The organism is Ligilactobacillus animalis (assembly GCF_009933595.1).
GTDB classification, from domain to species: domain Bacteria; phylum Bacillota; class Bacilli; order Lactobacillales; family Lactobacillaceae; genus Ligilactobacillus; species Ligilactobacillus animalis.
The window spans coordinates 93040-105245 of record NZ_CP047141.1; the positions used below are offsets into that span (position 1 = coordinate 93040).

At 41.4% G+C, this 12206-nt stretch carries 15 protein-coding genes; 7 read left to right on the forward strand and 8 right to left on the reverse strand.

The features are described from left to right. Window positions 1–93 precede the first annotated feature (93 nt). The 4 genes from GSR62_RS00390 to GSR62_RS00405 all read left to right on the forward strand — a co-directional run bounded on the left by GSR62_RS00390 (window position 94) and on the right by GSR62_RS00405 (window position 3925). Window positions 94–570 (forward strand): nucleoside 2-deoxyribosyltransferase, encoded by a 477-nt coding sequence (locus GSR62_RS00390; protein WP_066023710.1) that lies wholly within the window; start codon window positions 94–96, stop codon window positions 568–570. 153 nt (window positions 571–723) lie between these two features. Beyond that, a complete protein-coding gene (locus GSR62_RS00395; RefSeq protein ID WP_004051003.1) occupies window positions 724–951 on the forward strand; it encodes a hypothetical protein in 228 nt (75 codons plus the stop codon). Window positions 952–1108: 157 nt separating this feature from the next. Then, the gene (locus GSR62_RS00400) at window positions 1109–3271 is read left to right on the forward strand and encodes an ATP-dependent Clp protease ATP-binding subunit (protein ID WP_010690186.1); all 2163 of its coding nucleotides are present in this window, start codon (window positions 1109–1111) and stop codon (window positions 3269–3271) included. A gap of 105 nt (window positions 3272–3376) precedes the next feature. Beyond that, window positions 3377–3925 carry a 5-formyltetrahydrofolate cyclo-ligase gene (locus tag GSR62_RS00405; RefSeq protein WP_010690187.1) on the forward strand — a complete coding sequence of 183 codons (549 nt, stop codon included), beginning with the start codon at window positions 3377–3379 and terminating at the stop codon, window positions 3923–3925. Between the two features lie 66 nt (window positions 3926–3991). Here the strand turns inward: GSR62_RS00405 and GSR62_RS00410 are convergent, their stop codons facing one another. Further along, complete coding sequence (locus GSR62_RS00410) at window positions 3992–5437, reverse strand: amino acid ABC transporter substrate-binding protein/permease (RefSeq protein ID WP_066023709.1); 1446 nt, start codon at window positions 5435–5437, stop codon at window positions 3992–3994. Window positions 5438–5611: 174 nt separating this feature from the next. On the opposite strand from GSR62_RS00410, the gene GSR62_RS00415 reads away from it, so the two are divergent. Next, window positions 5612–6367 (forward strand): flavodoxin family protein, encoded by a 756-nt coding sequence (locus tag GSR62_RS00415; protein WP_035446735.1) that lies wholly within the window; start codon window positions 5612–5614, stop codon window positions 6365–6367. A gap of 117 nt (window positions 6368–6484) precedes the next feature. Here GSR62_RS00415 and GSR62_RS00420 read toward each other — a convergent pair whose 3' ends face one another. Both GSR62_RS00420 and GSR62_RS00425 read right to left on the reverse strand, forming a co-directional pair. Then, window positions 6485–7507 carry a branched-chain amino acid aminotransferase gene (locus GSR62_RS00420; protein ID WP_035446737.1) on the reverse strand — a complete coding sequence of 341 codons (1023 nt, stop codon included), beginning with the start codon at window positions 7505–7507 and terminating at the stop codon, window positions 6485–6487. A gap of 94 nt (window positions 7508–7601) precedes the next feature. Then, on the reverse strand, window positions 7602–7811 hold the full coding sequence (locus GSR62_RS00425) for a type 2 periplasmic-binding domain-containing protein (RefSeq protein ID WP_010690197.1): 210 nt from the start codon (window positions 7809–7811) through the stop codon (window positions 7602–7604). A 134-nt stretch (window positions 7812–7945) separates the two neighbouring features. On the opposite strand from GSR62_RS00425, the gene GSR62_RS00430 reads away from it, so the two are divergent. Continuing rightward, complete coding sequence (locus tag GSR62_RS00430; protein WP_066023708.1) at window positions 7946–8233, forward strand: carboxymuconolactone decarboxylase family protein; 288 nt, start codon at window positions 7946–7948, stop codon at window positions 8231–8233. Window positions 8234–8300: 67 nt separating this feature from the next. On the opposite strand, the gene GSR62_RS00435 is transcribed toward GSR62_RS00430, so the two are convergent. Then, complete coding sequence (locus tag GSR62_RS00435) at window positions 8301–8549, reverse strand: hypothetical protein (RefSeq protein ID WP_010690200.1); 249 nt, start codon at window positions 8547–8549, stop codon at window positions 8301–8303. An 88-nt stretch (window positions 8550–8637) separates the two neighbouring features. Here GSR62_RS00435 and GSR62_RS00440 point away from each other — a divergent pair, with 88 nt between their 5' ends. Beyond that, the gene (locus GSR62_RS00440) at window positions 8638–9405 is read left to right on the forward strand and encodes an epoxyqueuosine reductase QueH (protein WP_066023707.1); all 768 of its coding nucleotides are present in this window, start codon (window positions 8638–8640) and stop codon (window positions 9403–9405) included. Between the two features lie 64 nt (window positions 9406–9469). On the opposite strand, the gene GSR62_RS00445 is transcribed toward GSR62_RS00440, so the two are convergent. From GSR62_RS00445 to GSR62_RS00460, 4 genes are all read right to left on the reverse strand, one after another. Beyond that, window positions 9470–10819, reverse strand: a complete 1350-nt coding sequence (locus tag GSR62_RS00445; RefSeq protein ID WP_066023706.1) for a PH domain-containing protein — start codon at window positions 10817–10819, stop codon at window positions 9470–9472. Next, window positions 10809–10970, reverse strand: a complete 162-nt coding sequence (locus GSR62_RS00450; RefSeq protein WP_161517650.1) for a hypothetical protein — start codon at window positions 10968–10970, stop codon at window positions 10809–10811. Before GSR62_RS00450 ends, GSR62_RS00445 begins: the two co-directional genes overlap by 11 nt. Window positions 10971–11378: 408 nt before the next feature. Then, window positions 11379–11615 (reverse strand): hypothetical protein, encoded by a 237-nt coding sequence (locus GSR62_RS00455; RefSeq protein ID WP_010690204.1) that lies wholly within the window; start codon window positions 11613–11615, stop codon window positions 11379–11381. Window positions 11616–11844: 229 nt separating this feature from the next. After that, window positions 11845–12186, reverse strand: a complete 342-nt coding sequence (locus GSR62_RS00460) for a hypothetical protein (RefSeq protein WP_010690205.1) — start codon at window positions 12184–12186, stop codon at window positions 11845–11847. Window positions 12187–12206: the final 20 nt, after the last annotated feature.

Genomic DNA, 12206 nt, shown 5'->3' on the forward strand with positions numbered 1-12206 from the left:
AATGGAGACGCGTATCGTTTTAACAGTAATAACTTGCTTTTACTGATTTTGGTCACGTATACTGAAAATATACTTACTTTAGGAGGCCACAAAATGAAATCTGTATATCTTGCATCACCATTTTTTAGTCCAGCCCAAAAAGAACGGATCGCTAAAGTCAAAGAAGCATTGAGCAATAATAAAACGATCGATGCTCAAAATATTTTTATTCCCCATGAACATGAATATAAAGCAGCTGAATTTGGAAGCTTTGAGTGGCAAAAAGCTACTTTTGGCCTTGATACTAACCAAATCGATGCTAGCGATGTAGTCGTAGCGATCGTGGACTACAAATTAGAAGAGACCAAAGAAAACGAACCAGACTCAGGAACAGCCTTTGAGATCGGTTATGCTTATGCCACCAAGACGCCAGTGATCGTTGTGCAATTTGATCCTGAAAAAGAAGTCAACTTGATGATCGCCCAAGGCTTGACCGCATATTTTGATGTTACAAAAGAAGGTTTGGAAGCGTTGGAAGAATATAATTTTGACGAATTGATGCCAAAATTCTGCCCACGCCCTGTGATTTAAATAAATTTTGCTAACTCCTACTACGTGTAGGGGTTATTTTTTAGCTTATTACTTAAAAAAATAAAGTTTAAAAAAATATTTCACATTTGTGGCATTTTACACTTGTGAAGTATCACAAATGTGGTATAATTATTTTTGTGGAGGTGAGAACCAATGGAGATCGACATCAAAGGTTACCTACGTGAAAAGGAATTGACCATTTATGAGGTATCCAAGAGGTCGGGGTATGGTTATACGACCCTTCATAAATCGTTCAACAAGCAACAAACTCGGGCAACTTCCTTGAATTTGCGTGATCTTGATGCCTTAGCTAGGGCACAACATGCAACGATGTGGCAAGTTTTGCAAGAGCTCGAAGAAAACTATATGAATTGGAAGTAATGTAGTATTACGATTTATGATCTAAAAAGCTCCGGTTGGTCACTTGGGCTTTTTTCTGCAGGCGAGTGTTTTTGTTTGCAATGTAAAATTATAAGTTGTATATTACAAGCGTTATAAATTTAGAAAATTATTTAAGTAAAAAAGCGAGGGATTATTTATGGCTAGATATACAGATCCATTTGGAGACATGGACGACATTTTTAATCAATTATGGGGCAACAACGGCTTAAGCTCAGAAAGTAGTCGTTACATGATCAATGGTCATGAAGTTACACCTGAAGAATTCAGACAATATCGTCAAACAGGTCGCTTGCCAAATCAAGCACAACAACAAGCTGCTGCTCAAGCTCAACAAGCTGCAATGCAACAACAAGCTGGCCAACAAGAAGGTAGTGTTTTGCAAAAGCTTGGTCGCAATTTGACCCAAGATGCACGTGAAGGTAAGTTAGATCCAGTTATCGGACGTAAGAAAGAGATCCAAGAAGCAGCTGAGATCTTGGCTCGTCGGACAAAGAACAACCCTGTTTTAGTTGGGGATGCTGGTGTTGGTAAGACAGCTGTTGTTGAAGGCTTAGCCCAAGCCATCGTGAACGGCGATGTACCAGCTGCGATCAAGAATAAAGAGATCGTAAGTATTGATATCTCTTCACTTGAAGCTGGGACACAATATCGTGGTAGCTTTGAAGAAAACATCCAAAACTTGGTCAACGAAGTCAAAGAAGCTGGCAACATCATCTTGTTCTTTGATGAGATCCATCAAATTTTAGGTGCTGGTTCGACCGGTGGTGACAGTGGCTCGAAAGGTTTAGCTGATATTTTGAAACCTGCATTGTCGCGTGGTGAAATTTCAGTTATCGGTGCAACGACACAAGACGAATATCGTAACACTATTTTGAAGAATGCTGCTTTAGCACGGCGTTTCAATGAAGTTGTCGTTAACGAACCTACACCAGAAGACACCTTCAAGATCTTGGAAGGTATCCGTAAACTTTACGAAGACCACCACAATGTTGTCTTACCAGACGATGTTTTGAAGGCAGCCGTTGACTTATCAGTACAATATATCCCACAACGGACATTACCTGATAAGGCGATCGACTTAGTAGATATGACGGCCGCTCACTTAGCATCACAACACACAGTTACAGATGCTAAGCAGATCGAAGCTGAGATCAAGAAAGCTAAAGATGAACAACAAGCTGCTGCTGATAAAGAAGATTACGAAGAAGCTTTGAATGTTAAAGCTAAGATCGATGAATTAGAAGCAAAATTAAACAGCAATTCAGAAGCACAAAAAGTTACAGCAACCGTTGACGATGTAGCTCAATCCGTAGAACGTTTGACAGGTATTCCTGTATCTAAGATGGGTGCAAGCGACATCGAACGCTTACGCAATATCGAAAGCCGTTTGAAGGGCAAAGTTATCGGTCAAGACGAAGCAGTCGAAGCTGTTTCGCGCGCTATCCGTCGTAACCGTGCTGGCTTTGATGATGGCAACCGTCCAATTGGTTCCTTCTTATTCGTTGGGCCTACAGGTGTTGGTAAGACTGAATTAGCTAAACAATTAGCTTATGACATGTTTGGTAACAAAGATGCGATCATCCGCTTAGATATGTCTGAATACTCAGATCGGACAGCTGTTTCTAAGTTGATCGGGACAACAGCCGGTTATGTTGGTTATGATGACAACAGCAATACTTTGACTGAACGTGTTCGTCGTCAACCATATTCGATCGTCTTGTTAGATGAGATCGAAAAGGCTGATCCACAAGTTATCACCTTGTTATTACAAGTGCTTGATGATGGTCGTTTGACAGATGGTCAAGGTAACACAGTCAACTTCAAGAACACAGTGATCATCGCAACTTCAAACGCTGGCTTTGGTAACGAAGCTTTGACAGGCGATGAAGATAAAGACGAAGAGATCATGAAGAAGTTAGCTCCATACTTCAGACCTGAATTCTTGAACCGTTTCAACGCGGTCATCGAATTCTCACACTTGACCAAGGAAGACTTGCACCACATCGTTGACTTAATGTTAGCTGATGTAAACCACAACTTGGCTAAGAAGGGCTTAGACTTAGAAGTTTCTGAACCAGCTAAGGAATTCTTGATCGAACAAGGCTACGATGAAGCTATGGGTGCTCGTCCATTGCGTCGTGTCATCGAACAACAAATTCGTGATAAAGTAACTGACTTCTACTTGGATAACATTGATGTTAAGCATTTAGAAGCAGATATGAAAGATGGAGTCTTAGTTATCGCAGAACGTAAAGACGATGCTAAGAAAGAAGAACCTGAAACAGAAGCTAAAGACTAAAACTTCTCCTAAACAATGAAATAACACACACGAAGCAATCGTCAGTTCTTGGCGGTTGCTTTTTTTGTAGTGCGTAGCTTATGCTTGAGATGAGGGGGGATACTGATGCAGACTAAAATAGAATTTCGCAAACGACAATTAGAAAAATTAGCCAATAATACGCTCGAAACCAACGCTTCCGGAAGTAAGTTAGCAGAAAAATTATTTATGACAGACATTTGGCAACAAGCGCAGACGATCGGGCTGACGATGGCAGGTAAGATCGAAGTACCGACTGAAGTGATAAGCATTCAGGCTAAACGTGAAGGAAAAAAAGTTTTTTATCCGCGCACGCTGCCTAAGCGCCAGATGGTATTTTTACCAGCAGAGACGGAAAATGATTTTGAAATGAGTAAGTTTGGTGTCTTAGAACCTAAATATGATGCTAAAAAAGTTCAAACTGACATAGATCTTTTGATCGTTCCGGGCATAGCCTATGCTTTGGACAGTAAGATCCGTTTAGGGTTTGGTGGGGGCTACTATGATCGCTATTTGAAGAATTTCCCAGGAAATACTGTATCTTTGGCGGCGCCAGCAATGGCTTATCCAACAGCGCAGTGGCCAGTAGATGAATTTGATGTTCCACTCCAAAACGTGATCACGCTGACAGACTAAAAATTTAGTGCTATAGAAATAGCGCGGGCCCCACTATCATGGTGGAGTCCGCGCTATTTTCAATAATTATTTCATTTTCTTTTGCACGTAATTTGATAACCAGGTCAAAAGTGTGATGATGATCAGGTAGATCAAAGCGATGATCGTCCAAACCTTGAAGCCTTCAAGGTTACGGGCGATGATGATCTTACCCGTCTGAGTCAATTCTAAGATCCCAATGATCGAGAGGATCGAGGTATCTTTTAAGGTAATGATGAACTGGTTGACAAAGGATGGCACCATGATCTTGAGCCCTTGTGGCAAGATAACTTTACGCATGGCGGTACCAAATGGAAGACCTAATGAACGGGCTGCTTCCATTTGACCCTTATCGACCGCTTCGATCCCACCTTTGACGAAGGCCGCGGTGTAGGCACCTTCGTTTAACATCAAGGTGATCACCCCAGCGACAAAGGCCGGGATCTTGACCCCAGTTAGCGATGGGAGCCCGTTATAGATGAACAAGGCCAGCACTAGGAGTGGTAAACCACGGAAAATATAGATAACAGTGGTAGAGAAGCCTTGCGCAAATTTATTTGGCAAGATCCCGAGCAATCCGATGATCACCCCGAAGATCGTCGCACAAATGATCCCAACGACAGTTAAATATAAAGTTTCGCCGAGACCTTTTAACAAGGCTTGGCGATTTTGTTTTAGTAACCCGAAAAATGTTCGTTCACTGTTGCCATCTTTTTTGGCATCTTTTTGTGCAGCAACGGTCTCAGAGCTCAAATAACGGTCCACGATCTTTTTATACTCGCCGTTTTGCTTGATCTTAGCTAGACCAGCGTTGAATTTTTTGAGTAATTCTTGGTTTTGACCTTTCATGACCGCAAACCCGTAGTAACCACCACGTGCAGGTTTAGTCACGATCTTAAGGGCCGTGCCGGTTTTGATCGCATATTGCATAACTGGGACGTCTTCAAAACATGCGACCGAGTTTCCGTTGACGACATCGTTATACATATTGTCAGAGTCGTCAAATGTAACAGTGGTAAAGCCATATTTGTCTTTTAAAGACATGGCATATTCACCAGCAGCCGTACCGGTTTTGATCGCCACGCGTTTACCACGCAACTGTTCGAGATTAGTGATCTTACTGTCTTTAGCGACTGCCATCACAAAGCCAGTTTTGTAGTATGGATCAGAGAAATCAAATTTTACTTTGCGTTCGTCGGTCATCGCCATCCCCGCCATGATCCCATCTAATTGGCCCGATTGAAGCGATTGGACCGCAGCATTAAAACCAACGGGCTTGATCTCAACTTTGAAATTTTCTTCTTTGGCGATCGCTTTTAACAGATCGATATCGATCCCGACATATTGACTATCTTTATTGGCAAATTCAAATGGTGGATAAGTAACATCTGTCCCGATCTGATAAGTTTTTTCTGCATGAGCTGTGGTGCTAAAGCTAAAGAAAAATAGGCACGCACAGAGTAGACTCACGAGTCCGAATAGCTTTTTAGTCATAAAAATACCCCTTACAATGATATATATATTAATATACCATAATCGGGGTTTTAAAAATGGATAAATTTTTTAATTAATTTAGCGCTAAGCCCAGCTCATAGTCTCGACACTAGACTGTGCTATAATGTAAACGGATGCTTATTGAGTAAAGATGCGATGAAAGAAGGGCATTATGTGAAAATTATTGGAATTGCGGGCTGCTATAAGCGGGATGGAATAACCAAGCAGATGCTAGATCAAGTTTTAGCCAATGTCGGACCCGAAAATGAAGTCGAACAGATCTTTTTATTGGACCATGCGATCTATCCTGGAAGTCCTGACCTAGATAAGCTTGTTGAAAAGTTAAAGCAAGCCGATGTTTGGGTCTTAGCAGCTCCGACATATTGGGGCGCGTTATCGGGTGTGATGAAAAACTTTTTGGATTGTTTACGCCAAGTGACCTTACGTTTTGATAAAAATGGCGATCCGCACCCGATCGAGCCATTTGAACATAAACACTATGTTTTACTGACGAATTGCTATGCTAAAACTTGGGAAAACATGTTCACCGGGACAACCGATGCGGCGTTGCGGACAATGGATAAGGTCATGACGACCCTTGGCTTGATCAAAGCGGGTGAGGCTGTTCAAACTGATACATATTTTCTCACGTCTTTACCGGCTAAAAAACAAGTTGAATTACAACGTTTAGGCCAAAAAGCTGGCACTTTACAGCGAAAGGATGATCAGACTGTGAAACGTTATATCGAGTTATTTTTCATTGTAGCCGCGATGGCTTTTATCACGATGTTGATCCAAACGGGGGTCTTGCATCTATTGGGGCAAACACTGGGATTTTGGAATAATTATATCTCTTTTGTAGTGATCTTTTTTATTCTCTTATCGATCACACTGCATTTCTTCACGGTGGTCAAACATAAGCGCAAATAAGCTATATAGCGAGAAAGTAGCTCTCAAGAAATAACAAGAAAATCACCACGATGCGTTTTTGGCATCATGGTGATTTTTTCGTTATCTATACAGTACTGACCGCTTTTACACTATATTTTAAACTTTAACGATCCAACCTTCAGGCGCTTTTTTGTCGCCAAATTGGATCCCAGTCAATTCATCATAGAGTTTCTTGGTGACTGGACCAACTTCAGTCTCAGAATAAAAGACGTGTAACTTGTCCCCGATCTGGAAACCACCGATCGGAGAGATCACAGCAGCAGTCCCACAGGCACCAGCTTCGACTAAATGATCAAGATCATCTAAGTAAATATCAGTTTCTTCAGTCTCCATCCCCAAGCGCTCTTTGGCGAGATAGAGCAAGGAATATTTGGTGATACTTGGTAAGATCGAAGGGGATTTTGGAGTAACGAACTTGTTGTCGTTAGTGATCCCAAAGAAGTTAGCTGAACCAACTTCTTCGATCTTCTTATGTTCAAGTGGATCTAAATAGATACAGTCCGAAAAGCCCTGTTTTTTAGCTTCAGCCCCAGGTAAAAGACTAGCCGCATAGTTACCGCCAACCTTGCTTTGACCAGTACCTTTATGCGCAGCTCGGTCATAGTTAGCCGCTAAGAAGTTAGTTGGTTGGAGCCCACCTTTAAAGTAGTTACCAACGGGCATGGCAAAGACGGTAAAGATGTATTCAGAAGCGGGATGGACGCCGATATTTGGTCCGACCCCGATGATATTTGGCCGTAAGTAAAGGGTACCACCTGAACCGTATGGAGGAACATAGGCTTCATTTGCCTTTACCACTTGCTTTAGAGCGTCGATGAACATCTCTGTCGGCACTTCTGGCATTAATAAACGTTGGCAGCTACGTTGTAACCGTGCTGCATTTTGATCGGGCCGGAAAAGATTGATACTACCGTCTTTACAGCGATACGCTTTTAGGCCTTCAAATGCAGCTTGGCCATAGTGAAAGACAGGTGAGCCTTCATTGATCGCGATCGTCGCGTCCTCAGTCAAGCCAGCTTTGTGCCACTGGCCATCTTTATAATGTGCTCGATAACGATAGGGTAGCTCCATATAGTCGAACCCTAAATTTTCCCAGTCAAGATCAACTAGATCAGTCATAAAAATTCCTCCTTTGTAGGCTGGTTAGATCGCCTTATATGGATTATAGCACGCTTTAGAGGATTATGAAAAAATAATTAAAACAGCTCGATGATTAAAGCTTATTATTTTTAGCGAATTCGATAAATTCTTGGGCTGCGAGGGATAATTCGGTATTTTTACACCACGCCAAGATGTGTTTACTGTGACGAAGTGGAGTGAAGGGGATAAAGACGAGCTCAGAGGTATCAAACATCTCAAAGGCACTTTTGACACACAATAGGCAAACATCACTTTGTCTTGCCAAAGGTGTAACATTGCCCAAGAGATTGCTAGTCCCCAAAACATTGGCACTGTCGGGGATCGCTTTGAGCCAAGCTTGTAGTTCGCTCTAAAGTTAAATAGTTATATTTAGCTACTTCGAAAGGATAGTTTTTTGCAACCGCTGGCCGAGATAACCTGAGAAATTTTGCACCCAAGTTTGCCGAATTGAATGATGATGTTTTGTTTGGTGAAGTTTGTTCACGGGAAGATAAATTATCCGCCCATGACCGTAGTGTGATCACTTTAGCAGCTTTGATCTCAGGGGGAAACTTTGAGCAAGCTAGAGCCCACATGAACATTGGCAAAGCTTATGGGATCACCAAAGATGAGATGGCTGAGATCATTACCCACCTAGCCTTTTATGTTGGATGGCCGAAAGCTTGGTCAGCCTTTAATATCGCTAAAGAGATTTGGGGCGAATAGAAAAAGCGATCCATCAAATGCGTTTTGGTGGATCGCTTGTTGATTATATAGCGTAGATGCATTACGGTCACTTTTTGTCAGTGGCTTTTTTTTGCTTGCGCCGTTTAGCTAAGAGTTTTTCTAAACGTGGGAGATAGAGCATGAAGATCACACTGATCAACGAGCTTAAAGCGAAAAATAGTAATAAAAATAGTGTCAATAGTAGCATTTTTGAAGCGTTATTCAAGGCACAGACAATGAAGATCCCGCTAACGATCAAGGTGATGACAGTCAGGATAACAGTATAGCGTTGTAGTTTAGCGCGATATTTTTGCATAGGGATCCCTCTTTTCTAAAAAATATTATACACGATAATAGTGTGCTATACTGTAAAATAGAAATTTTATTGAAAGAGGGTCAGGGTTTTGATCGACCTGCAAGATATTTTGGCAAAAATGAACCTAAATCAAAAGATCAACTATGATAAAGTCATGATGAAGATGGTCTCGACATGGCAAAAAGACCAAATTCGTCCCAAAATCTTACTGCACTCCTGTTGTGCGCCATGTAGTACGACGACACTTGAGCGCATGACAGAATTTGCGGATGTGACGATCTATTTTGCTAATTCAAATATTCACCCCCGGGCGGAGTACCAACGGCGTGAATATGTCCAACAAAAATTTATCCATGATTTCAACGAAAAGACCGGTAACAATGTGCAATTTGTGGCCGCTCCGTATAAACCGCAAGAATATTTACAAGCAGTCCGTGGGTTAGAAAAAGAGCCTGAAGGTGGCGATCGCTGTAAAGCTTGTTTTGACTACCGGTTAGATATGGTAGCTAAAAAAGCAGTCGAACTGGGCTTTGATTATTTTGGGAGCGCGTTGACGATCAGTCCACACAAAAATTCCCAAACGATCAATTCGGTCGGGATCGAGATCCAACGTTTTTACGACGTCAATTACTTGCCAAGTGATTTTAAGAAGGGCAATGGTTACCGCCGTTCAGTTGAGATGTGTAAGGAATATGACATCTACCGTCAATGTTACTGTGGCTGTATCTTTGCGGCAAAACAACAGGGTGTCGATTTATCGCAAACTAGACGGGATGCCCTCGAGTTTATGGAAGGTAAGAATGGGACCGAAGAATTTCCTGAGATCATCTTCCAGATCAATGGTGAAGAAGTATAGAAGAAACGCCTGTGACTTAGTGTCACGGGCGTTCTTAATACTAGTGAGGAATAAAGAATTCATATTATAAAATATTTTCGTCAGTGCTAAGGAGCCTGATCGTTTTGCCGTCAGTCGTGGTAAAAGTCAAAGTTGAACCAACAATGAGGTCAAGATAGTCTGTTGTTTTGACACTTGCAAGCATTTTTCGAGGTAAGATATAAGTCCGTTTATTGATGAGGCCACTGGTAAAGATAAAGTAGTCTGGGGTATGAGCCATCCGTGTTGTTAGTGGTTCAAATAATAAACGCGACAACAAAATCATCCCGGTAATGCTCACACCTAAAGCACTGAGCCAACTTATGAAAAATTGCAGGATAAAGTATAAGCTTGCTCCTAGAGTGCCGATTTTTAGCAAATATCCTAGCCGATAGCGCAACTTAGGCTGATAGCTTGGAAGCTCAAAAAGTTCGCGCGGGATCTGAGGGAAATAACGGGCTAAAGTCGGTAAGAGCTCATGTGTTGGGAGTAGGGGAAATAAGAAATTTTTGGAGCGGTTTTCGTCTTGGTCAGCATCACTGTTAGCCAAGATCGCAGTAACGCAGGTCAGTTTAAAGAGTCGGCGGTTAAGCTCGCTGGTCAACTCTAGCCCAACGATCGCCTTTTTAGGAATCGTATTTTGGTCAGCGGTAAAGAAATGATTTTTAACGATAAAATTATGCTCAGTTTCCCACAGTGAAAACTTGGCAAAGCTTATATAATGGTGAGTGAGATTGAACAAAAGTGCCCCACTGACTAAGATCACCCCAAACCATAACGCTGTGATATCGAAGAAATGTTGTAGCCGTGGGAACTGTTCTTCTAATTGGAGGACTAAGGCCAAATAAGCTAAGTATCGTGTGGAAATAAAGCCTGTTTTTACAATTGTTAGGAAATCAGCTTGTGATTTTTCAATGAGTCTCGTCTTGTTTTCTGCAACTGTTTTTGCTGCTGGCTGGAATGCGACTAAAAAGTCCTGTAATTGCGCTAACTGCTCAGGGGTTAAAGCAAAAAACTCGATTGCTTCTTCTGTGGTACTGTTGTTTAGATAGATCTGAATACCTTGCGTGCGGAAGAGTTTTTGATAGATAGTTTGTTCAACGCGGAAGTTTGACAGCGTGTGGCTGAGTTCAGCTTGTTTGAGGTCGAGCGTTGTTTTGGCAATGATTCCGGTCGTGAGCGTCAAAGTATCAGCCTCAATGCGGTAGGTGGTAGTGAAATAGCGTAAAAAGATCGCAATGAGCGAGCTAGTATAACCCAGGAAAAGTAAAAGTGTCCAAAAATTGGGAAGAATGAAGATAAGAACCAATAATGGCAGGTAGATCAGACCATTGCGGACAAAAAATTCAGTATATTTGACGGCAAAATATTTTGCCGATTGGCGTCTAGCCTTCATCACGGCCACCTACTTTCACAGGTAGTTGGAAGTCTTCGATGATCCCAGCAAAACTAGATGCCTGTGCGATCGTTTGAAAAATTAGTCTTTTCAATTTGAAAAGCTGTAAGTAGGCATTTGTGCTTTCTGAAACGATATATATTTTTTTCAAGCGGGATCGTTGTTTTTGAATAAAAGAAACGCCCCTTGGTAACGATGACTGCTGTAGAACTGAAATGGAGTCGAGCATATTTCCAATAAAAGAAGCTACGTAGACAATCTAAACTAAAACAAATGCTCCCAAAGAATAAAGTATATTGAAAATAATCACTATAATTAAAGTATTGGAGTAAAAAATATCCCAGTAAAAGTAGCAATGCGTAAGTGATAAAGGCTAATGAGAAGCGGTAATACAGGTATTGTTTGGCAACAGTAAAGGTTTGCATCTAGATCCCCCCTAATAGTCTTTTCTTTTATTATACAGTTTACCGGTAAGCGGTTTCAATCGGACAAAATGAAAAGCGCATCTCCCAAAGAGAAGATGCGCGGGTAATTCTCAAATTAATAGACTTGACCGACTTTAGATCTTGTCAAAGTCGAATTCAACACTTTCAGTGTTTCTTCGGATAATCGAATATAGACGTTTAAAGATAGGGTCTGAAATAAGGTAACTAATATCTTCAGACTGCGAATCTTCAAGCTGAACTGGCACATTTTTGATCTTATGACCAGAGATTTGAATATCCTTTTTTACGATAGTCATGTCTTTAGCTAAGTTCTCAGTGTCAAACGCACGAACACGTCTAAATTTAACCATTGTATTCTTCCCCCTTGCAAAAATTACTTTAAATTTTACCATAGTAATTTGCAAATGCAAGAAAAATTTTAGAATTTGTGAAAATATAAAGTTAAGGTTTTCTTAATATATAGACTTTTTCTAGGTATACCAGCAATGTAAGCAGGCTAGTATATGAAACTTGTACTCTAGTCACTGGTTAAGCTTGAGGGGATGTGTTACGGTTAAAAATCATCAATGGCAGTCGCGCTTAATCGTTGCCGATCGCTACGCTGACTTGAGCCGATAAATTACGCCAGTAGAGCAGATCATTATCTGTGAGATCTTGTGAAAAGGTCTCGAATCCTTTTCGCGGATAAACTTTGGCGATCTCTTCTCCCAGACTTCCCGTAATCGTTAAGATCATATCGGGCTTTTCCCACGCGGTCCCCCAATATGGACCCTCAAGTGCTGTGTCGAGCATATCTTGGACACCGTCTTGCGTCATGTCGTTGATGACACTTTCTCTGGTAGCTGTGTTATAGCCATTTGCTTTTAGCCAAGCTAACTTTTCGAGTGCTTGGGGTAGATCATTTGGTATTAGATGTAACATTGATATTTTCCTCCTCGTTC

Coding starts and splice junctions, on each gene's coding strand:
- GSR62_RS00390 (WP_066023710.1), top strand. CDS start 94: ATGAAATCTGTATATCTTGCATCACCATTTTTTAGTCCAGCCCAAAAA.
- GSR62_RS00395 (WP_004051003.1), top strand. CDS start 724: ATGGAGATCGACATCAAAGGTTACCTACGTGAAAAGGAATTGACCATT.
- GSR62_RS00400 (WP_010690186.1), top strand. CDS start 1,109: ATGGCTAGATATACAGATCCATTTGGAGACATGGACGACATTTTTAAT.
- GSR62_RS00405 (WP_010690187.1), top strand. CDS start 3,377: ATGCAGACTAAAATAGAATTTCGCAAACGACAATTAGAAAAATTAGCC.
- GSR62_RS00410 (WP_066023709.1), bottom strand. CDS start 5,437: ATGACTAAAAAGCTATTCGGACTCGTGAGTCTACTCTGTGCGTGCCTA.
- GSR62_RS00420 (WP_035446737.1), bottom strand. CDS start 7,507: ATGACTGATCTAGTTGATCTTGACTGGGAAAATTTAGGGTTCGACTAT.
- GSR62_RS00435 (WP_010690200.1), bottom strand. CDS start 8,549: ATGCAAAAATATCGCGCTAAACTACAACGCTATACTGTTATCCTGACT.
- GSR62_RS00445 (WP_066023706.1), bottom strand. CDS start 10,819: ATGAAGGCTAGACGCCAATCGGCAAAATATTTTGCCGTCAAATATACT.
- GSR62_RS00455 (WP_010690204.1), bottom strand. CDS start 11,615: ATGGTTAAATTTAGACGTGTTCGTGCGTTTGACACTGAGAACTTAGCT.
- GSR62_RS00460 (WP_010690205.1), bottom strand. CDS start 12,186: ATGTTACATCTAATACCAAATGATCTACCCCAAGCACTCGAAAAGTTA.